Source organism: Streptomyces sp. NBC_00076 (genome assembly GCF_045041235.1).
Classification (GTDB): Bacteria; Actinomycetota; Actinomycetes; order Streptomycetales; family Streptomycetaceae; genus Streptomyces.
On sequence record NZ_CP108242.1, the window covers coordinates 4257458 to 4278176 of the forward strand.

Here is a 20719-nt window from a genome sequence, read left to right on the forward strand (position 1 = left end):
TGCGAAACCTGCGGGATCTGCGCTTTCCGAAGACAGAAAGGGCGCCCCGAGCCGCAACGGCCCGGGGCGCCCTTTTGATGGTCGTACGGCTACCAATCCGTGCGACTACGAACCCGTACGTCTACGAACCCGTAGGGCAACCAGCCTGGTCACGCATGCGCCCGCAGCAGCGTCCGCATCGTCCGCATCGCCACCGACAGGTTCGCCAGATCGAACGAGTCCGAGCTCTGGATCTCCTCCAGAGTCGTCCGCGCCCGGCCCAGGATCGGCGCGTTCTTCTCCTCCCACGCCTTGAAGCGCTGCTCGGGGGTCGAGGTGCCATTGCCGACCGCGAGAACGTCCGCGGTCAGCGCCGCGTGGGCCGCGTACAGGTCCTCGCGAATGGACGCGCGGGCCATGGACTGCCAGCGGTCGGCGCGCGGCAGCTCGATGATGCGGTCCATCAGCTGGGTGATGCGCAGACGGTCGGCGAGGTCGTAGTAGACGTCGGCGACATCCATCGGGTCCCGGCCCATCCGGTCGGCCACCGAGACGATGTCGAGCGTCGGGAAGGCCGAGGAGAACCCGGCCACCCGGGTGGCGACGTCGCCCGGGACACCGACGCCCGTCAGCTCGTCGTAGATCTTCTGGTACCACTCCAGGTCAGCGCCCCGCAGCAGCTTCGGCAGCTGCGACCACACCTGCTCGACACGGTCGGCGAAGAACTCGGCGGTCTCGGCGAGCTGGAGCGGCTGCGGCCGGTTGTTGAGCAGCCAGCGCGTGCCGCGCTCGACGAGGCGACGCGAGTGCAGCCGGATGCGGGTCTGCACGGCGGCCTCGACCTTGTTGTCGAGGGCCTCCACCGCGTCCCACACGACCCCGGAGCGGAAGATCGCACGGGCCACGGTCTGTGCCCGGACGATCTCCTCCAACGAGGCACCGGTCTCCTCACGCAGCCGGTGCAGATACGTCGTACCGCCCGTGTTGACCGTGTCGTTGACCAGCACGGTCGTGGTGATCTCGCGGTGCAGCGGGTGGTTGTCGATGCGGTCGGCGAACTTCTCGCGCAGCGCGCTCGGGAAGTACGCGTGCAGCAGGACGCTCAGGTACGGGTCGTCCGGCAACGAGGTGTGCAGCAGCTCCTCGGCGACGGTGATCTTCGTGTACGCCAGCAGCACGGCCGTCTCCGGGCTGGTCAGGCCCTGCCCCGTGTTCAGCCGCTCGCGAATCTGACGGTCGGTGGGCAGGAACTCCAGGCCCCGGTCCAGCAGGCCCTCACGCACCAGGTGGCGCAGGTACCGCTGCTGGGCGTGGAGCATGTCCTTGGACTGGGCGAGCGCGTTCGCGATGGCGGTGTTCTGCGCGTAGTTGTTGCGCAGGACGAGCCGGCCGACCTCGTCGGTCATCTCGGCGAGCTGCTTGTTGCGCTGCTTGACGGTCATGTCGCCGTCCGCGACCAGGCCGTTGAGCAGGATCTTGATGTTCACCTCGTGGTCGGAGGTGTCCACGCCCGCGCTGTTGTCGATGGCATCCGTGTTGATCTTGCCGCCGAGCCGCGCGAACTCGATCCTGCCGAGCTGGGTCAGGCCCAGGTTGCCGCCCTCGCCGACCACCTTGACCCGCAGGTCGGCGCCGTCGACGCGGATCGGGTCGTTGGCCTTGTCGCCGACGTCCGCGTGCGTCTCGGTGCTCGCCTTCACGTACGTCCCGATGCCGCCGTTCCACAGCAGGTCCACCGGCGCCTTGAGGATGGCCTTCATCAGGTCGGCCGGCGTCATCTTGGAGACCTTCTCCTCGATGCCGAGGGCCTCCCGGATGTGCGCGTTGACCGGGATCGCCTTGGCGGTACGGGGGAACACCCCGCCGCCCCCGGAGATCAACTCGGTGTTGTAGTCGGCCCAGCTGGAGCGCGGCAGCTCGAAGACGCGGCGGCGTTCGGCGTAGGAGGTGGCCGCGTCCGGGTTCGGGTCGATGAAGATGTGCCGGTGGTCGAAGGCGGCCACCAGCCGGATGTGTTCGCTCAGCAGCATGCCGTTGCCGAACACGTCGCCGGACATGTCACCGATGCCGACGACCGTGAAGTCCTCGGCCTGCGTGTCCACGTCCAGCTCGCGGAAGTGCCGCTTCACGGACTCCCAGGCACCGCGGGCGGTGATGCCCATGCCCTTGTGGTCGTAGCCGGCCGAGCCGCCGGAGGCGAAGGCGTCACCGAGCCAGAAGTTGTACTGCTCGGCGACCCCGTTGGCGATGTCCGAGAAGGTCGCGGTGCCCTTGTCGGCCGCGACGACGAGATACGTGTCGTCCTCGTCGTGCCGGACGACGTCGGCGGGCGGGACGACTTCACCGGCGACCATGTTGTCGGTGATGTCGAGCAGCGCCGAGATGAAGGTCTTGTAGCTGGCGATGCCCTCCGCCAGCCAGGCGTCCCGGTCCACGCTGGGGTCCGGCAGCTGCTTGGCGACGAAACCGCCCTTGGCGCCGACCGGCACGATGACGGTGTTCTTCACCATCTGCGCCTTGACCAGGCCGAGGATCTCGGTCCGGAAGTCCTCACGCCGGTCGGACCAGCGCAGCCCGCCGCGCGCGACCTTCCCGAACCTGAGGTGCACGCCCTCCACCCGCGGCGAGTACACCCAGATCTCGAACGCCGGGCGCGGGGCCGGCAGATCGGGGATGGCCCGCGGGTCGAACTTCATGGAGACGTACGTGTGCGGCTGACCGCCCGCCGCCTCCTGGAAGAAGTTCGTGCGCAGGGTCGCCTTGATGACGGTGAGGAAGGACCGCAGGATCCGGTCCTCGTCGAGCGACGCCACCTGGTCGAGAGCCGCGTCGACCTCTTCGAGGAGCGCGTCGACGATCTCGAGCCCAGCCCGCTGCCGCTCCGGCGACATCCGCGCCTCGAACAGCGAGACGAGCAGCCGGGTGGTGTGGACGTTGTTGCGGAGGGTGTCCTCCATGTAGTCCTGGCTGAACGTCGAGCCCGCCTGCCGCAGGTACTTCGCGTACGCCCGCAGCACCATCGCCTGACGCCAGTTCAGCCCGGCACTCAGCACGAGGGAGTTGAAGCCGTCGTTCTCCGCCTTGCCGGTCCAGGTGGCGGCGAAGGCGTCCTGGAACCGCTCGCGCCCGTCGTCACCGAGGTAGTCGCCGCTGCCGCTCCTCGGCCGGGGCATGCGCAGCCCGAAGTCGTAGATCCACGCCACGCTCCGGTCCGAGCAGCGCAGTTCGTACGGCCGCTCGTCCATGACCTCGACGCCGAGCCGGTTGAGGACCGGCAGCACGGCCGACAGGGTGATGGAGTCGCCCTTGCGGTAGATCTTGAACCGGCGCTCCTCGGGGGCGGCGCCCACGGGCTCGTAGAGGCTGAGCGCGAAACCCGTCTCCTCGGTGAGCTTTTCGATCTGCGCCAGGTCGGCGACCGCGGAGCGCGGGCTGTGGTCGGCCTTGTAGCCCTCGGGGATGGCGTTGCCGTAGCGGCGCAGCAGTTCGGCGGCGCGTTCCTCGCCGAACTCGGCGTTCAGTGCCTCGGCGAACCCGTCGGCCCACGACCTCGCGGCCGCCACCAGCCGTGCCTCGATGCGGTCCTTGTCGCTGTCGCTGAGCTGCGGCAGTTCGGTGCCCTGCGGGACACGGACGACGAAGTGCAGCCGGGAGAGGATCGACTCGGTGTTCCAGGCCGTGAAGTCGACGCTGGTGCCGCCGAGTTCCTCCTTGAGGATGTCGATGATCCGCAGCCGGACACCCGTGGTGTACCGGTCGCGCGGAAGATAGACGAGGGCGGAGTAGTAGCGCCCGTACTCGTCCTGCCGCAGGTAGAGCCGCAGCCGCCGCCGCTCCTGGAGGTAGAGAACGGACGTGACGATGGACTGCAGCTCGTCGGGCGGGGTCTGGAAGAGCTCGTCGCGCGGGTACGTCTCCAGGATCTGGAGCAGATCGCGCCCGTCGTGGCTGTTGGGCGAGAACCCGGCCCGCTCCAGTACCTCTTCGACCTTGCGCCGGATGACGGGCACGCGCCGCACGGACTCGGTGTAGGCGGCGGACGAGAACAGTCCGAGGAACCGCCGCTCACCCACCACGTTCCCGTCCGCGTCGAACTTCTTGACGCCGATGTAGTCGAGGTACGACGGCCGGTGCACGGTCGACCGGCTGTTCGCCTTGGTCAGCACCAGCAGCTTGTGCTCGCGCGCCTTGACCCGCGCATCGGCCGGCAGCCGCTCGAAGGAGGGGCTGACGGGGTGGCTGTCGCCTTCGGCGTGATGCGGGTCGGACCGCAGAATGCCGAGCCCGGTCCCGGGCACGGCCGCCAGCGAGTCGTCCTCCCGCAGCTGGTACTCCCGGTACCCGAGGAAGGTGAAGTGGTCCGTGGCCAGCCAGCGCAGCAGCTCGCGGGCCTCCTCGACGTCCTGCTCCCGCAGGTCGGAGGCGATGGGCTCCTTGGGCAGCTCGTCGGCCATGCGCAGGGCCGCGTCCCGCATCTTCTCCCAGTCCTCGACGGCCTCACGGGCGTCGGACAGGACACGCAGCAGGTCGGCCGTGATCTGCTTGAGGTCGCCGCGGTCGGTCTCGCGGTCGATCTCCACGTGGATCCAGGACTCGGTGTGCGCGTCGTGCGGAAGCCCGCCGGTCAGGGGCGGGGTGAGCACCTCGCTGAGCTTGCCGGCGACATCGCGCCGCACGATGACCTGCGGGTGGATGACGACGTGGATCCCGCGTCCCTGCCGGGTCAGTTCGTTGGTGACGGAGTCGACAAGGAAGGGCATGTCATCGGTGACCACCTCGACCACCGAATGACTGCACATCCACCCGTTCTCCTCCACGGTGGGCGTGTGGACCCGCACGTTGGCCGTCCCCTGCGGGCGGTTCTCGGCCAGCCGGTAGTGCGAGAGTGCGGCACCGTAGATGTCGACCGGGTCGCGGCCGGTGAGGTCCTCCGGTGCGGTGTGCAGGTAGTAGCGCTGGAGAAACGCGAGCAGGGTGTCCCGGTCAGGCGTGCTCGCGTCCGTCGTCCCGGTCGGTAGGTGCCCCCCGACCGGGCTGTTCTCAGCAACCCGGGCGGCCCTCTCGAGCAACTCGGCCTTGGCTTCGTCCAGCTTGGTCTGCATTGTCCTCTGGCTCCTGTCGCGCGCCGTTGCGTGACGTAGAAGGAAGTACGGTCTCTTCCCCTGTGACGTGACGCCGCGACGCGGGGTGTCCGGTCTGCTCCGACGCTATGCCGCAGGGTGAGATGAGCGGGGGGATATCAGCCATTCTCGACACGCCCTCGGGGTGTGACGCTGCTCTCTGCGGCGCGTGCTTCCAAGGTGTGTACGGCGTCCTGGGGGCTCCTGCGCCCCCGTCCCGCCCGTGAAGACCAGCGACCGCCGCCCGGTCACGGAGGTACTCCGTGCTTCCCGGGCGCAGGGCAGAGGCGATGACGCCCCCGCGAACTATCGCGCTGATCACGCCACCAAGGCTATCGCTCCGCACAGGGGCCCCGTCATGAGCCGTATGTGTACAAAACTGGGGGTGGAAGTTTGACGTTTCGCACAGGGGCGGGAGTCCTGGCGTGGGTGCAGACTCCGCCCCGCGCTCTCACGCGGCCAACCGCTCCGCCTCCACGACCGCCTCAGCCAGCGTGTCCACCACAGGCACCCCGACCTCCTCCAGGCTGGCCCGCCCGTGGGATCCCCCGGTGTACAGCACGGCCCGCGCCCCCACATGCAACGCCGCCACCGCGTCGTCCGCCGCGTCCCCGATCACCACCGTCCGAGCCGGGTCCACCCCCGCGAGCGCCGCCAGATGCCGCACCATGTGCTCGGCCTTGCTCCCGCCGGACGGTCCGGTCCGCCCGTCCACGCGCAGGAAGTGCGCCTCGATCCCGAACCCCCGTACCAACGGGACGAGTTCGTCATGGACGTACATGCTCAGGATCGACTGGCTGCGCCCCGCCGACCGCCACCCCGACAGCAGCTCCACCACCCCCGCCGTGAGTCCGCACCCCACCCGGTGCTCGGCGTAGTACCGGTGGAAGGTCACGTCCATGACCTCCCACTCGGCATCGGTGGGAAGCCGCCCCATCAGCCGCTCGTAGAACTTCGGCACCGGCACGCAGTACAGCGCCCGGTACTGCTCCATCGTGAGCGGCGCCAGCCCCAGCTCGGCGAACGCCGCGTTCGTCGCCCCGATGATCGCGTCGTTGTCGTGGAACAGCGTGCCGTTCCAGTCCCAGACAATGTGTGCGCCTGTCTGCTTCCCCATGTCAGAAAACTACCCGCCCGCACTGACAATCAAGAGACCACAGGTCAGAACCCACCGAGAGGCTGTCGGGCCCGGCATTCGAGAGGCGCGTCGAGCCGCCCGCTCAGTCCTCCACCGACCCCACCAGGTTCGGGATCTCCTGCGTCGCGAACCACAGCAACTCGTGGTCCTCGGCCCCGTCCACGACGAACTGCGCGTCGTCGTCCCCGTCGTCCGCCGCCGCGAGGGCCTCGGCCGCGGCGGCCACATCCGCCTCCGCGTCGTCCGAGTCGACGTGCACGGCGGCCGCCTTGGCCAGCCGTACGGTCCCGGTGACCCGCACCTCGCCGAGCACCGCCGGATCGAGCGCCCGGTCGGGATCGGCGGTCGCTGTCCCGTCGGGTACGTCCACGGCGACCACGACCCGGCGTCGCGCCGCATCCGGGTCCGCCGCCAGCAGCCGCAGCGAGGCCAGGGCGGCGCGGTTCAGCGCCGCGTACTCCAACTCCTCGATGTCGTCGGAGAGGTACCACTCGCGCAACGCCGGCGTGACCGCGTACGCGCCGAACGGCCCGCTCCCCAGCTCTCCCGTCTTGTACGCCTCGGCGAGACCGGAAAGGGTCAGGGGGACGTAGACGCGCATGACTGGCCGCTTTCGTGGTCGGTTCCGTGGTCGGAGGCTTCCGCACAGGTCCCGGAAGCGCGAATCCGCATCCCCCGGACGGACTTCAGGATACGTGCGGGCGTCCCCTTTCGAGTCCCTGCCCACACCCCCTCGGACGTCAACCCACGACCTCGAAAGTCACCCTCCACGCCCTCGCCACCTCAGCCTTTCCCGCCTCGATCACCCGGATAAGTGAACATCCCGAGCGCCCCGACCCGAGCCTTGGTCGCCTTGCTTCCGCACCCCGCGGCCCCGTACAAGATCCCCAACCAGAAGTTACTGCCCGGTACTGCCGAGCCGATCGAACGGGGACGGACATGAACAAGGTCATGACCAGGGCGAGCCACCCCGGCACCCGCCCCACAAGCCGTCGCGACCAGCGCCGCCCCGGCGGCACACCCCCGCGCACGCCCGGCGGGGGCGCCACCCGCACCACTGCCCCGGACGGCCGACCGCCGGGCTCACCGGGCGGCCGAGGCACTGCCCTCCGTACCCGGCCCACCGACAACCGCCCACCGACCACCTCCCCTGCCGCCCTCAGGTCCCTCACACCCACCCCGACGCCCGCTCCCACTCACGTCGTCCCCGTCGCCCCCGTCGTTCCCGCCCCGGCCCCGAGCAGGCCGCTCCCGCAGCCTCGACCCACCGACGTGTTCGCCGACCGCCTGCTCGCGGTCCTGAGCGGCCGACGGCCCGTCCACTGGATGCTCCGGCACACCGCGGGCCGCGCCTACGACGAACTGGCCTGGCTCGCCGATCGCGGCCCCCTGCGCACCACCCGGGGCACCGCACCGGTCGTCCGGGACATCGGCTACTACGTCCCCCGCCCCGGCGCCATCGAGGCATTCGCCCGCATCGGAGCCGGCGACCAGCTGCGCGCCATGGCCTTCCGCCTGGAACAGGGCAGGGACCTGCGCTGGCGCTGCACGGCGGTGGAACTGGGCGGCCCACGCAGGCCGCACACGGACGACGACTGAGGAGGGCTGAGGACGGCTGACGACGGCTGACGACGGCTGACGACGGCTGACGACGGCTGACAGCAACCGCCCCCGTGCCTCCCCGTCACGGCATGCCGAAGGGCCGGCACCCAGAGGTGACCCGGCCCTTCGCCCATCGCTACAGCGCCGCAGGCGACCGCACCGTCACTTCGACCGCATGGTCGCTTCCCGCACCGTCGCTTCCTGCAATGTCACTTCTTGCGGCGTCGCCCGCCACGGGACTGCTTGCGCCGCTCCGCGCGGGTGAGGCCGTCGGCCTCGGAACGCACCGGCTCCTCGTCGTCGGCGAAGTCACCCTCGATGACGCCACCCTCCCCGTCCACGGTGGGCGCGGAGAAGTGCAGCTCCCGGCGCTGCGGGACGTCGAGCCCCTTGGCGCGGATCTCGGGACGCCCGCCCGCCTGCGCCGGAACCGCGTCCTGCTTCTCGAGGGACGGCTTCTCGTCCTCGACCGGGACCTCCTCGACCTGCTGCTCGACCTGGACCTCCAGGTTGAACAGGTAGCCGACGGACTCCTCCTTGATGCCCTCCATCATGGCGGTGAACATGTCGAAGCCCTCACGCTGGTACTCGACCAGCGGGTCCTTCTGCGCCATCGCCCGCAGGCCGATGCCCTCCTGGAGGTAGTCCATCTCGTAGAGGTGCTCGCGCCACTTGCGGTCCAGGACCGACAGCACGACCCGGCGCTCCAGCTCACGCATGATCTCGGAGCCGAGCTGCTTCTCGCGCCCCTCGTACTGCTCGTGGATGTCGTCCTTGATGGACTCGGAGATGTACTCGGCGGTCAGTCCGGCCCGGTCGCCGGCTGCCTCCTCCAACTCCTCGACGGTGACCTTCACCGGGTAGAGCTGCTTGAACGCGCCCCACAGCCGGTCGAGGTCCCAGTCCTCGGGGAAGCCCTCGGCGGTCTCCGCGGAGATGTACGCGTCGATGGTGTCGTTCATGAAGTGCTGCACCTGCTCGTGCAGGTCCTCGCCCTCCAGGACGCGGCGCCGCTCGCCGTAGATGACCTCGCGCTGCCGGTTGAGGACCTCGTCGTACTTCAGGACGTTCTTACGGGTCTCGAAGTTCTGCTGCTCGACCTGCGACTGGGCGGACGCGATCGCGCGCGTGACCATCTTGTTCTCGATCGGCACGTCGTCCGGGACGTTCGCCATCGACATCACGCGCTCGACCATCTGGGCCTTGAACAGGCGCATCAGGTCGTCGCCGAGGGACAGGTAGAAGCGCGACTCACCGGGGTCGCCCTGACGGCCGGAACGACCGCGCAGCTGGTTGTCGATACGACGCGACTCGTGGCGTTCGGTGCCGAGGACATAGAGCCCGCCGAGGTCCTTGACCTCCTCGAACTCCGCCTTGACGGCCTGTTCGGCCTTCTCCAGAGCGGTGGGCAGGGCCGCGGCCCACTCCTCGATGTGCTCCTCGGGGTCGAGGCCGCGCTGGCGCAGCTCCGCCTCGGCGAGGTCGTCGGGGTTGCCGCCGAGCTTGATGTCCGTACCACGGCCGGCCATGTTCGTGGCGACCGTCACGGCGCCCTTGCGGCCGGCCTGGGCGATGATCGGGGCCTCACGGTCGTGCTGCTTCGCGTTCAGCACTTCGTGCTGGATGCCGCGCTTGGAGAGCTGCTGCGAGAGGTACTCGGACTTCTCGACCGACGTCGTACCGACGAGGATCGGCTGGCCCTTCTCGTGCTTCTCGACGATGTCGTCGACGACCGCCTCGAACTTCGCCACCTCGGTGCGGTAGATCAGGTCGGACTGGTCCTTGCGGACCATCGGGCGGTTGGTCGGGATCGGGACGACGCCGAGCTTGTAGATCTGGTGGAACTCGGCGGCCTCGGTCATCGCCGTACCGGTCATGCCGGAGAGGCCCGGCAGTTCCTTGCCGTTCTGGTCGTGGCGCTTGTAGAGGCGGAAGAAGTTCTGCAGGGTGATGGTGGCGAGCGTCTGGTTCTCGTCCTTGATGTCCACCCCTTCCTTCGCCTCGATCGCCTGGTGCATGCCCTCGTTGTAGCGGCGGCCGGCGAGGATACGGCCGGTGTGCTCGTCGACGATCATGACCTCGCCGTCGATGACGACGTAGTCCTTGTCCGCCTTGAAGAGCTCCTTGGCCTTGATGGCGTTGTTCAGGTAGCCCACCAGGGGGGTGTTCACCGACTCGTAGAGGTTGTCGATGCCCAGCCAGTCCTCGACCTTGGCGACACCGGGCTCGTGGATGGCGACCGTGCGCTTCTTCTCGTCGACCTCGTAGTCGCCGGTCTCCTCGATGCCCTTGAGCGGGTTGCCCGCCTCGCCGCGCTTGAGGCGCGTGACCAGCTTGGCGAAGTCGCCGTACCACTTGGTGGCCTGGTCGGCCGGGCCGGAGATGATCAGCGGCGTACGGGCCTCGTCGACGAGGATCGAGTCGACCTCGTCGACGATGGCGTAGTTGTGGCCGCGCTGGACGAGTTCGTCCTGGGACCAGGCCATGTTGTCGCGCAGGTAGTCGAAGCCGAACTCGTTGTTCGTGCCGTAGGTGATGTCGCACGCGTACTGCTCACGGCGCTGGGCCGGGGTCATGTTGGCCAGGATGCAGCCGACGTTCAGGCCCAGGAACTTGTGGACGCGTCCCATCATTTCGGAGTCGCGCTCGGCCAGGTAGTCGTTGACCGTGATGAGGTGAACGCCCTTGCCGGCGAGGGCGTTCAGATACGCGGGCAGCGTGCCGACGAGGGTCTTGCCCTCACCGGTCTTCATCTCGGCGACATAGCCGAGGTGGAGGGCCGCACCGCCCATCATCTGAACGTCGTAGTGACGCTGGCCGAGCACGCGCTTGGCAGCCTCACGCACGGTCGCGAAGGCCTCGGGAAGCAGGTCGTCCAGACTCTCGCCCTCGGCGTACCGCTGCTTGTACTCATCGGTGAGGGCCCGCAGCTCGGCGTCGGAGAGGTCGACGAAGTCCTCTTCGATGGAGCTGACCTGGTCCGCGATGCGGTGCAGCTTGCGCAGGATTTTACCTTCGCCTGCACGCATGATCTTTGAGAGGACGGACACGGGGGTTGGTCTCCTTGCCGGTCGGGCCTGGGACGGTCGGTTTCCATTGGACTACTGAGCAACGGCCATCGTATGCGAGGACCCCACCGCGCCGGGAGGCCTGCCGGGACCACGACCGTCCACTGTTCGCGTGCCTGCTTCAAATCTTCTTCAAAGGGCACAACGGCCGGGCCCCACGGATGGTGCCGCGTCCCGCCGACGAATTGCACGAATTGTGATCACTCGCTCACGTGCGGCTAAAAGATGGCGCCTCGGCCCGCATCCTGAGCAGAATCGCCCGATGGACCCCGTCACACTCACCACGGACCGCCTCGTCCTGCGCACGGTCGACGCGCGGCACACCGACTCCGTGTACGCGGCCGCCCAGGACCCCGACATCCAGCGCTGGACCACGATCCCCACGCCCTACCGCCGCGAGCACGCCCGGAGCTTCACGCAGGAGGTGGCACCCGAGGGCTGGGCCTGCGACACGATGTACACGTGGGGTGTCTTCCTCCCCGAGGGCGAGGACCTCGTGGGCATGCTCAGCATCACCATGCGCTCCCCCGGCACGGCCGAGATCGGCTACTGGGGCACCAAGGAGCACCGAGGCAACGGCTATCTGACGGAGGCCACCCGCAGCGCCTCCCACTGGGCCTTCGACCGAGCCGGCGTCGACCGCCTGGAATGGCGCGCGGAAGTAGGCAACCATCCCTCCCGCGCGGTGGCAGAACGGGCAGGCTTCACCATCGAGGGCACCCTCCGCTCCGCCATCATCAACAAGGGCGTACGCCGAGACTGCTGGCTAGCCTCCCTACTCCCCTCAGACCTGTCCCTACCGTCCACAGCCCCCTACACCCCAGCACCCCCACCCACCACCTGAGCCCCACCCCCCAAGCAACCCCGACCGGAACACGACACCTCGCCGGTTCCCGGTGACGGAACCCCTGGGATGCCTGGGCCGAGGCCCCGGCCGGGCCCGGAAAACGACACCCTGCGCCCGAGGGCTCGGGGGAACAGCCCCCAGGGGTGTGGGTCACAGTCTCGCCAGGTCCCCGGGGGAACTGAGCGGGGGACGCGGGGGTGCAGGGGCGGAGCCCCTGGGGATGGGACGGGTAAGGGCGGCGTGGGCGAAACAACCCGCCCCCACAAACCGCACTCGACCCCCACCCCACAAACCCCCAGCTCACCCCCCACTGTCAGTCCCGCCCCCTATCGTGCGAACCCATGACGACCCCGCGCCCCACCACCCCCCTCTCCGCAGACGAGGCACGCCGCCTCGCTCTGAGAGCCCAAGGCTTCCTCGGCGCCCCCGACCGCAAGTCGGGCGTGCGAGGCGTACTCCGTCACCTCGGCGCGGTCCAACTCGACACCATCTCGGTCCTCGCCCGCTCCCACGAACTCATCCCGTACGCCCGCCTGGGAACCGTAGGCCGCAAGACCATCGAGAACGCCTACTGGAAGGACACCCACGCCTTCGAGTACTGGTCCCACGCCGCCTGCATCCTCCCCATCGAGGAGTGGCCCCACTTCGCCTTCCGCCGACGCTCCTACCGCAACCGCCCACATTGGAACCACGACCTCCCCGACGGCGCCTACGACCAGGTCATCAAGCAACTCCGCGCCGAAGGCCCCCTCACGGCCACAGAATTGGGCGGCGCCAAAAGGACCAGCGAGTGGTGGGACTGGTCCGGCGCAAAGGTGGCCGTCGAGCGCGCCCTCATGTACGGCGAGGTGGTCTGCGTCGAACGCCGCGGCTGGAAGCGCGTGTACGACCTCGCCGAACGCGCCGTACCCGAAACCCTGTTGCACGACGACCTGGACGACGGAGAGTGCCTGCGCCGCCTGGTCCGGCTGGCCGGCCAGTCCCTGGGAGTGGGCACCCGCGCCGACATCGCCGACTACCACCGCCTCAAGGGCGAGCAGGTCGACGCGGTGATCGCCGACTCGGGCCTGGTCCCGGTCACGGTCGAGGGCTGGGGCAAGCAGGCCTGGGCGGACCCCGCGGCCCTGGAGACACCCCCGCGCGGCCGCCACCGCACCACGCTCCTGTCCCCCTTCGACTCCCTCGTCTGGGAACGGGCCCGCACGGAACGCATCTTCGGCTTCACCCACCGCCTGGAGGCGTACGTCCCCAAGCCGAAGCGGGTGTACGGCTACTTCGCGATGCCGGTGCTCGCAGGCGGCCAACTGGTCGGCCGCGTGGACCCGGCCCGCGAGGGCCGCACCCTGGTCGCCCGGCAGGTCACCCTGAACAGCCCGAAGGCCGTCCCGGCGGTCGCGCAGGCCCTGGTCGAGGCGGCGAGCTGGGTGGACTGCTCGGACGTACGCGTGGAACGGGTGGACGCCCCGGACCTCCGCGAACCCCTCACCCGAGAACTCGCCCGCGCCCTCACCTGACCGCCCGACCCACCAAGGACACGAGAGCCACCGAAGAGCACGAGAGACACCAACGACGCGGGAGACACCAACGACACCTGCGACACCGGAACTACTGGATCTCGAGGATCTTCTCCCGCATCGCGTAGACGACGGCCTCCATCCTGGAGTGCAGTTGCAACTTCTCCAGGATGTTGCGCACGTGGTTCTTCACGGTGTTCTCGGAGATGAACAATTGCTTGGCGATGTCCCGGTTGTTCATGCCCGTCGCGACGAGCTTGAGCACTTCCAGTTCACGGTCGGTGAGCCGCGGCGCCGGCACGAGCCGACGCTCGTCGGTCCTCTGGATCATCGACTTGAACTCGGTGAGCAGCTTCGACGCCATGGACGGACTGATCTGCGACTGCCCGTCGGCCACCGCGCGAATCGCGGTGGCCACTTCGTCCGTGGAGATCTCCTTGAGCAGATATCCGGTGGCGCCCGCCTTGATCGCGTCGTAGAGGTCGGCCTCCTCGTCGCTGATCGTCAGCATGATGATCTTCGCGCTCGGAGCGACCTCCTTGATGGAGGTGCACGCCTCGATACCGCCCCGTTTGGGCATCCGTACGTCCATCAGCACGATGTCCGGCAGCAGATCGGCGGCCTTGTCCACGGCCTCCGCGCCATCACCGGCCTCGCCGACGACCTGGATGTCCTCCTCGGCGGCGAGCACGATCTCCAGGCCACGGCGGAAGAGGGCGTGGTCGTCCACGACCAGGACACGGATCGGCTCCTTGCGTGGAGAACCCGGGTCCGGGTTCATGCCGACGGCGCCGTCGCCGACGTCCTGCATCGGTCCGAAGCTGTCCGCCATCGTTCCTCCCCCTGAAGGCTGTGGCCTGTGGTCCTGTGCCATCGCCAACGCAAGGCAACGACCCGCCGGTTGGGCCGGTGCGACCATGATTTCATGCCCGGACGACACTGAGGTGACAGATCGGGGCGTGAAGTGGTCGCACGCCGGTGCCCCTGGGGGCGCACACGCGCACCAGGGGCACCTGCTCAGCTGTCAACCGGATGATCAGCCGCCCAACGTGCCACCTGCCGTGGTCGGCTGCGCCTGGGTGACCATCGGGTCCGTACTGAGGTGGATGACGCCATAGTCATAGGCGTGCCGCCGGTAGACGACACTCGGCTCCTTGGTCTCGGAGTCGATGAACAGATAGAAGTCGTGCCCGACCAGCTCCATCTCGTAAAGGGCCTGGTCGAGGGTCATCGGGGAGGCGACGTGTGTCTTTTCGCGGACGACGAGGGGGCCGTCCCCCTTGATCTCCAGCGAGCCGATCTTCTTGGTGGGTACTCCGTCCGGCTCTTCCTCGTGGACGGGGTGGCCGTTTCCGTTGAGCGTCGCGGCGCCCGGAACGTGGTCGGCGACCTCGGCCGCCGTGAGCCGACGTGATCCTCGGCGCGTGTGGCGCTTGTCGTGCTGCTTACGCAGCCGGGCGTCCAGCTTCTCCGCCGCCAGATCCAGTGCCGCATACGGGTCGCTGGCTGCCGCTTCCGCCCTGATCACCGGTCCGCGGGAGCGGAGCGTGATCTCCACTCGGTCACAGCGGTCGGCCTGTCGGGGGTTGGGCTCCTTGGACACCTCGACGTCGAGGCTGATCACCTTGCCGTCGAGCTTCTGGATCTTCTCCAGCTTCAGCTTCTCGGCCACGTGCTTGCGGAACCTCTCGGGCACCTCGGTCTTGCGGCCCTTGACGACGATGTCCACGCAGAACTCCGTTCCCGGAACGCTCCGCCTCGCTGCGGAGCATCTCCCTTTTGCACCAGGCTCCGGTGAGCCCCGGAACCTCGGACTCGGTGACTTCCACCTCCTCCCCCGCGGACAAGGTCTCCACTCCACCGGCGCGGGTGATGGTGAAAATCCCATAGCACGGCATTCGGAGATGAGAGGTGTGGCCTGCGCCTTTCCCTCACAACCGAACATATCTCGCTGGGACGGATGGCGTCACCCTCTACTGCGGCGTACCTCCGTTCAGGTGAATTCGTCCTCTCATTACCTGCAACGATGCAAGTTCACAGTCAGTTCCGGTTGATTTCGAAGGCATCCGGCGTGGCCGCGACCACAGCCGCGCAGATCACGTCACGAGCAGCTCCGCCGCCCGCTGTTCCCGGCCGGCCAGGCGCCCGCCCCGACTCCTCCTCCATCACCCGGGTCATCCGTTCCTCTCTGCTTTCCCGACTTCCCGCCCCGTACACCGGCGCGACCACCCCCCGGCACTCCCCCGCCGCATCCGCCCGGCAGGCAGCCAGATCCCCCACATCCACCCCGCGACCGGTCACCCGGCCGCCCGGTCGGCCTCGAGCCAGGCCACACAACCCCACGTCCCACCCGCTCACAACGCCACCGCGGGTAACACCTGCCCGTCCACCCCACAGGCTCCCCGACCCGCCGTACAGGGCCTCCTCGCCCCCACTCACAGCGCTGCCGCAGCTCTCCGCTCCCCACTCCCTCACCAGGGCGCCACACACGGCGTTCCCAGGCCCACTGCGAGAGCCGCCGTAAGCCACCACACCGCTCCCCGCATCTGCCACCTCCTCGGTCTCCGTCACCCCATCGGTCACGCCCGCCATCCCCGGCTCCTGCACAGCCCCCGCCGTCACCTCCGCCAGCGCCGCCCGCACCGCACGCGCGGCCTCCGCCAAGGACGCCCCGGTCGTCATCAGGTCGTCGACGAGCACCACCGGGCCACCGGACAGCAGACGACCACCGCCCGAAACCACCACCAGCGCGCCCGCGAGGTTCTCCATCCGCTGCCGGGAGTTGAGCCCCGCCTGGTCGGCCACGTCCCGTCGCTGCCGCAGCACGGCCGCCACCCGTGCCGGAGTCCCGCTGCTCCGCAAGTCACGGGCCGCTGCGAGCGCGATCCGCCGCGCCGGATCATGCCCTCGCGCCCGAACCGCCCTCCGCGCGGACGGCACCGGAACAAGCACCACTGCCCCCTCTCCCCACACCGCCCCGGCCCGCACCGCCCCGGCCAATGCCACCCCGAGCGGCGCGGCGAGTGCCAACGCGCCCCGCTCCTTGTGGGCCAGCAGTACCGCGCGCACCTCGTCCCCGTACCGTGCCGCCGCGTGCACGACCGGCAGACCCGGTGGTTCCGGCACCGGTCGCACCCGGCGTGGTACGGCGCCACTCAGGGCCGCACGGCACTCGGGACAGAGCACCGTGCGAGGCCTTCCACAACCTCCGCACTCGGCCGGCAGCACCAGGTCGGTGAGGTCCTGCCACCACCCCCGCATGCCCACCACTGTGCCAACGCCGACCCGCCCCTGCCACCCCTGTGGACAACTGCCTGTGGATAACTCCGCCCCTGCCTTCGCCACCCCAGCCCCGCCACTCCCGCACAGCAAAACGGCCGCCCCCGCCGGAGTCTCCCCGGCGAAAACGGCCGTTCATGTCACCTGTCGCCCACCACCCGGTCGCCCACCTCACCGACCGTTCCGCGACTCACCCCGGATAGACCGGCGCCGTCCCGTCCGCGTCCACCTTCTGCCATTGCGCCCCGGACGGCAGCCGCACGATCCCGTCCTCCGAGTACGCCACCAACGGCAACTGGTCGTCCTCGGACGCGGCGATCTCCTTCACGCCGGTCAGCGCCGCAGGCGGCGGCCCCTCCGGGGTGGAGCCGTCGACCTGGACGTACCGCATCTGCTGCACACCCTCCTGCTCGCGGCCGACCACCACGAGCCGGCTGTCACCGGCCCAGGAGATGGTCGTGACCTCCTCCAGCTCCGATGCCGCGGAACGCAGTTCCTGGACCGCTACGGGCGACCGCCCGCCGGACTTCTCACCGCGCTCGATCCGGCCGATGAGCAGGGACTGCCGGCCGCCCTTCTCCACCACGAGCGCGATCCGCACGCCGTCGGCGGCCACTCGAATGTCCTTGATACGGCCGTCCAGCCCCGGAGTCTCCACCTTGAGCGGCTCGCCCGCGCCCTTCTCCAGCACCAGGAGCCGGGCGTCACGGGGATTACGGTCGGCCACCCACAGGTCGCCCTCCCCGTCCCAGCTGGGCGCGGTCAGCCGGTCGTGGGCCGTCGCACCGGCACTGGTCAGCACCGGGCTCCCGAGGGACCCTCCCGACGTCATCGACCCGACGTACAGCGACTTGCCGTCGATGCCGACGCCGGCCGCCCTGTGCTCGTCGCGCGACACCGCGACCGACTGGAATTCTTTGTCGCCCTCGCCCAGTGCTCCCAGGACGGGATCGGGCTTCGTTCCGCTGCCGTCGGCCGCCATCCGCACCAGCCGGTGCTTGCCGTCGACGAAGTACAGGTACCCGGGGTCCTGCACCGAACCGCGCAGCGCGACGGCGTCGGCGTCGTCCCGATCTTCGTTGAGTGAGCAGAGCTGCTTGCCGCGCGCCTCCAGGGCGACCTCGTCCACCGCGGGCGTGAGGTTCTGCAGGGTGAACAGGATCTGGGCCGCCATGGAGTCGCACACGGTCGAACCGACCCGGGCGGCCTTGTCGTTCAGCGGCACGGTCAGCTTGTTCTGGTCGTCCGGCGTCAACGCGGTGACGCCCTTTCGCAGCTGGGTCCCGGTGGGGAAACTCGATCGGACGACCGGCCCCAGCCAGCTGGTGGGCCCGCTGAGCAGGGACCGCACCATCTGCGTCATGGCGTCCACACGCTCACGTACGTACACGGGATCGGCGACTGCCACTGCCTGCGCGCGCGTTTCGGAGGTCGTGTTCGAGGCGTAGTAGTACTTGTCGACGGACATGTAGTTGCGCTGGAAGTCCGACTTACCCATGACGACGCCCTGCGGCAGCCCGTCGATGCGCCACTGGTCGGTCTTCTGGTCCTTGACGAGGTGCACCGACTGGCGGTAGTTCCCGTCGGCGGGCGCGTACGCCCCCTGGGCGTCCACCGCGGCGACCTTGCTGCCGGTCAGCGTGAACAGGAGGTCGTCGGACTCCGGCCGAGCGCCCGCAGGCTCGACGACGATGCCCGGCCCCTCCGCGAGCACCGTGGTGGCCCGCTCCGGCCGCCATGTCTTCGCCGCCCCGGCGGTCAGATACTTGCGGGCCGTCTCATAGTGCGGATCGTCGCTGGTCAGCGCCTCCAGGAAGCCCTGCACGATCGTCGGGGGCTTCGCATCCTCCTGGGGCGGCATGGCGAAGACCCGCACCTGCGTGTCCTGGCGCGGCGTCGACTCGACGCCGCGCAGATCCCCGCTGTCGGGCATCGAGGCGCACCCGGCCAGCAGCACGACACCACAGGCTGCGTACGCCATCGCGCGCCCCGCTCCGCGCCGGGCGCCCCCCTCGCGCTCAACGCCCACGAAACGCCTCCCCTTGTTCGTACGGATCCGTTGACGCCCTGCCCGACGAAACCGCCGCCGATCCAGCCGACGCGCCCCCGGAAGAACCCGTCGATTCGTCCTCCGGCCCGCCGTCCGGCCCGCTCGCGGCACTGCCCCGCGGCCCAGCCCCATCCTCGGCCCCGGTGGGCATCTCGTCCGGCCGTCCCCCGCTCGATGCCGGCCGGGGCACCACACGCGCGCCGTTGCCGGGCAACGCCGTCGGGTCGGCCGTGGGTGCCAGGGACACCGGGCGGGGCGCGATCGGGCCCCGTGACGGCCCCCTGCCCTCTGTCGGCTGCGCGGGCACGGTCGCCGTCTTCTCTCCGCCACCGCGCGGCAGCCCGGCGTCGTCGAGCCCTCGATTGCGGCGCGAGTCCTTGGGCTCAAGCGGTATCGGAGAACCCCGCAGCGGCTCGTCCGCGGTGCGTGGCAGCGTCAACCGGAACTGCGAGCCACCGCCCGGCTCGCCCCATGCCTGCAGCCAGCCGCCGTGCAACCGCGCGTCCTCCAGGGCGATGGACAGCCCAAGGCCCGTACCGCCGGTGGTACGAGCGCGTGCCGGGTCGGCCCGCCAGAAGCGGCTGAAGACACGCGTCGCCTCACCGGGCTTGAGTCCTACGCCGTAGTCGCGCACCGCGACCGCCACCGCCCCGCCCGCGGCGGCGAGCTTGACCACGACGTCCTTGCCCTCGCCGTGTTCCACGGCGTTGACGACGAGGTTGCGCAACACCCGCTCGACCCGCCGGGTGTCGACTTCCGCGACCACGGGCTGCTGGTCGCCGACCACCCGTATCGTCGTCCCCTTGCGCTCGGCGAGCGGCTCGGCCCCGCTGAGGACCCGCCGCACGACATCCCTCAGGTCGATCGGCTCGGCCTCCAGCGCCGCCGCTCCCGCGTCGAAGCGGCTGATCTCCAAGAGGTCCGCGAGCAGCGACTCGAACCGGTCCAGCTGGTCGGCGAGCAGTTCCGCCGACCGCGCGGTCACGGGGTCGAAGTCCTCACGCGCCTCATGAATGACGTCGGCCGCCATCCGGACCGTCGTCAGCGGAGTCCGCAGCTCGTGCGACACGTCCGACACGAACCGCCGCTGCATCCGCGAGAGGTCCTCCAGCTGCTGGATCTTCAGCTGAAGGTTCTGCGCCATCTTGTTGAAGGCCTCACCGAGCCGCGCGATGTCGTCCTCGCCGGTGACCTTCATCCGCTCCTGCAGCCGCCCGGCGGACAGCCGCTCCGCGATCCCGGCCGCCATCCGCACCGGCGTGACGACCTGACGCACCACCAGCCACGCGATGGCCCCGAGAAGTACGACGACGAAGAGACCGGCCGTCGCAAGAGTCCCCTTGACCAGGCTCAGCGACTTCTCCTCCTGGGTGAGCGGGAAGAGGTAGTACAGCTGGTACGGATCGCCGTTCGGATCGTTGACCTGCTTGCCGATCACCAGGGCCGGCTGGGACTCCTTGGTGGAGCTGTAGACGATGCGTGTGTAGCTCTGGGCCGCAGCCGTGTTGTCGTCGACCTGCTCGCGCAGGCCCTCGGGCACACTGGCCGACGGATCGACGTCACCGGAGGCACGGGGACCGCGCCCGCCACCGGTGTCGCCGCCCGCGGGAAGCGTCACCACGTCGAAGGCGCTCTGACCGCCGCTGGAGAGCGACTCCACCAGGTCGCTCATCCACTGGATGACGTTCTGCTCGGCCCGGTCGTCCACCGGGGCGGCGTCGTCGCCGGTCCCGGCCCCCGCCTCGTCGGACTTCTGCTTGGCCACCGCGAACCCGCCGGTGGCCTGGCTCTGCGACGCCTTCACCTTGGCGTCCAGCAGTCCGTTGCGCACCTGTCCGATGACGACGAAACCGAGCAGCAGAACCACACCCATCGACATCAGCAGGGTGGTGACCACGACCTTGAGCTGGATGTTGCGCCGCCACAGCCGCATGACAGGCAGCAGCGGCCGGCGTATCCAGCGCATGAACAGCCGCAGTACCGGGCTGCCCTGTACGCCACCCTGCAGCAGCCCGCTCTCGAGGAGGCGCCCCCAACGGGAGCCTCCCGTCTTCCGGCCGACAGACCGCCCCGCGCGAGCCCCGGTCCGCCCGGGCGACGAAGCGGCACTGTCTTCGGACAT

Annotated in this window: 11 protein-coding genes and 1 pseudogene; 3 read left to right on the forward strand and 9 right to left on the reverse strand. The window is 69.4% G+C overall.

Annotated features, from left to right (window positions below; genetic code table 11):
* Positions 1-149: 149 nt before the first annotated feature.
* From OHA64_RS19245 to OHA64_RS19255, 3 genes are all read right to left on the reverse strand, one after another.
* Positions 150-5081, reverse strand: a complete 4932-nt coding sequence (locus OHA64_RS19245; protein ID WP_405614599.1) for an NAD-glutamate dehydrogenase — start codon at positions 5079-5081, stop codon at positions 150-152.
* Between the two features lie 469 nt (positions 5082-5550).
* Positions 5551-6216, reverse strand: coding sequence for an HAD family hydrolase (locus OHA64_RS19250; RefSeq protein ID WP_405614601.1), 666 nt, complete (start codon positions 6214-6216; stop codon positions 5551-5553).
* 103 nt (positions 6217-6319) lie between these two features.
* Positions 6320-6838 carry a DUF6912 family protein gene (locus OHA64_RS19255; protein ID WP_405614603.1) on the reverse strand — a complete coding sequence of 173 codons (519 nt, stop codon included), beginning with the start codon at positions 6836-6838 and terminating at the stop codon, positions 6320-6322.
* Between the two features lie 338 nt (positions 6839-7176).
* Between OHA64_RS19255 and OHA64_RS19260 the strand changes: the two genes are divergently transcribed.
* Positions 7177-7836 (forward strand): Rv3235 family protein, encoded by a 660-nt coding sequence (locus OHA64_RS19260; RefSeq protein ID WP_405614605.1) that lies wholly within the window; start codon positions 7177-7179, stop codon positions 7834-7836.
* 212 nt (positions 7837-8048) lie between these two features.
* On the opposite strand, the gene secA is transcribed toward OHA64_RS19260, so the two are convergent.
* A complete protein-coding gene (secA, locus tag OHA64_RS19265) occupies positions 8049-10889 on the reverse strand; it encodes a preprotein translocase subunit SecA (protein ID WP_405614607.1) in 2841 nt (946 codons plus the stop codon).
* A gap of 280 nt (positions 10890-11169) precedes the next feature.
* Between secA and OHA64_RS19270 the strand changes: the two genes are divergently transcribed.
* Positions 11170-11751 (forward strand): GNAT family N-acetyltransferase, encoded by a 582-nt coding sequence (locus OHA64_RS19270; protein ID WP_405614610.1) that lies wholly within the window; start codon positions 11170-11172, stop codon positions 11749-11751.
* A 344-nt stretch (positions 11752-12095) separates the two neighbouring features.
* A complete protein-coding gene (locus OHA64_RS19275) occupies positions 12096-13268 on the forward strand; it encodes a winged helix-turn-helix domain-containing protein (protein ID WP_405614612.1) in 1173 nt (390 codons plus the stop codon).
* A gap of 91 nt (positions 13269-13359) precedes the next feature.
* On the opposite strand, the gene OHA64_RS19280 is transcribed toward OHA64_RS19275, so the two are convergent.
* From OHA64_RS19280 to mtrB, 5 genes and pseudogenes are all read right to left on the reverse strand, one after another.
* Positions 13360-14100 (reverse strand): response regulator, encoded by a 741-nt coding sequence (locus OHA64_RS19280; protein ID WP_405614614.1) that lies wholly within the window; start codon positions 14098-14100, stop codon positions 13360-13362.
* A 204-nt stretch (positions 14101-14304) separates the two neighbouring features.
* The gene (hpf, locus tag OHA64_RS19285) at positions 14305-14997 is read right to left on the reverse strand and encodes a ribosome hibernation-promoting factor, HPF/YfiA family (RefSeq protein ID WP_405614616.1); all 693 of its coding nucleotides are present in this window, start codon (positions 14995-14997) and stop codon (positions 14305-14307) included.
* An 898-nt stretch (positions 14998-15895) separates the two neighbouring features.
* A pseudogene (locus OHA64_RS19290) lies at positions 15896-16529 on the reverse strand (ComF family protein); the annotation flags it as partial.
* Between the two features lie 208 nt (positions 16530-16737).
* The gene (locus OHA64_RS19295; protein ID WP_405614618.1) at positions 16738-18528 is read right to left on the reverse strand and encodes an LpqB family beta-propeller domain-containing protein; all 1791 of its coding nucleotides are present in this window, start codon (positions 18526-18528) and stop codon (positions 16738-16740) included.
* A gap of 37 nt (positions 18529-18565) precedes the next feature.
* A complete protein-coding gene (mtrB, locus tag OHA64_RS19300) occupies positions 18566-20719 on the reverse strand; it encodes an MtrAB system histidine kinase MtrB (RefSeq protein WP_405614620.1) in 2154 nt (717 codons plus the stop codon).

Bases quoted from the DNA above. Each gene is read 5' to 3' on its own strand.
- OHA64_RS19245 (WP_405614599.1), bottom strand. From the start codon at position 5,081: ATGCAGACCAAGCTGGACGAAGCCAAGGCCGAGTTGCTCGAGAGGGCC.
- OHA64_RS19250 (WP_405614601.1), bottom strand. From the start codon at position 6,216: ATGGGGAAGCAGACAGGCGCACACATTGTCTGGGACTGGAACGGCACG.
- OHA64_RS19255 (WP_405614603.1), bottom strand. From the start codon at position 6,838: ATGCGCGTCTACGTCCCCCTGACCCTTTCCGGTCTCGCCGAGGCGTAC.
- OHA64_RS19260 (WP_405614605.1), top strand. From the start codon at position 7,177: ATGAACAAGGTCATGACCAGGGCGAGCCACCCCGGCACCCGCCCCACA.
- OHA64_RS19270 (WP_405614610.1), top strand. From the start codon at position 11,170: ATGGACCCCGTCACACTCACCACGGACCGCCTCGTCCTGCGCACGGTC.
- OHA64_RS19275 (WP_405614612.1), top strand. From the start codon at position 12,096: ATGACGACCCCGCGCCCCACCACCCCCCTCTCCGCAGACGAGGCACGC.
- OHA64_RS19280 (WP_405614614.1), bottom strand. From the start codon at position 14,100: ATGGCGGACAGCTTCGGACCGATGCAGGACGTCGGCGACGGCGCCGTC.
- OHA64_RS19295 (WP_405614618.1), bottom strand. From the start codon at position 18,528: ATGGCGTACGCAGCCTGTGGTGTCGTGCTGCTGGCCGGGTGCGCCTCG.
- mtrB (WP_405614620.1), bottom strand. From the start codon at position 20,719: ATGTCCGAAGACAGTGCCGCTTCGTCGCCCGGGCGGACCGGGGCTCGC.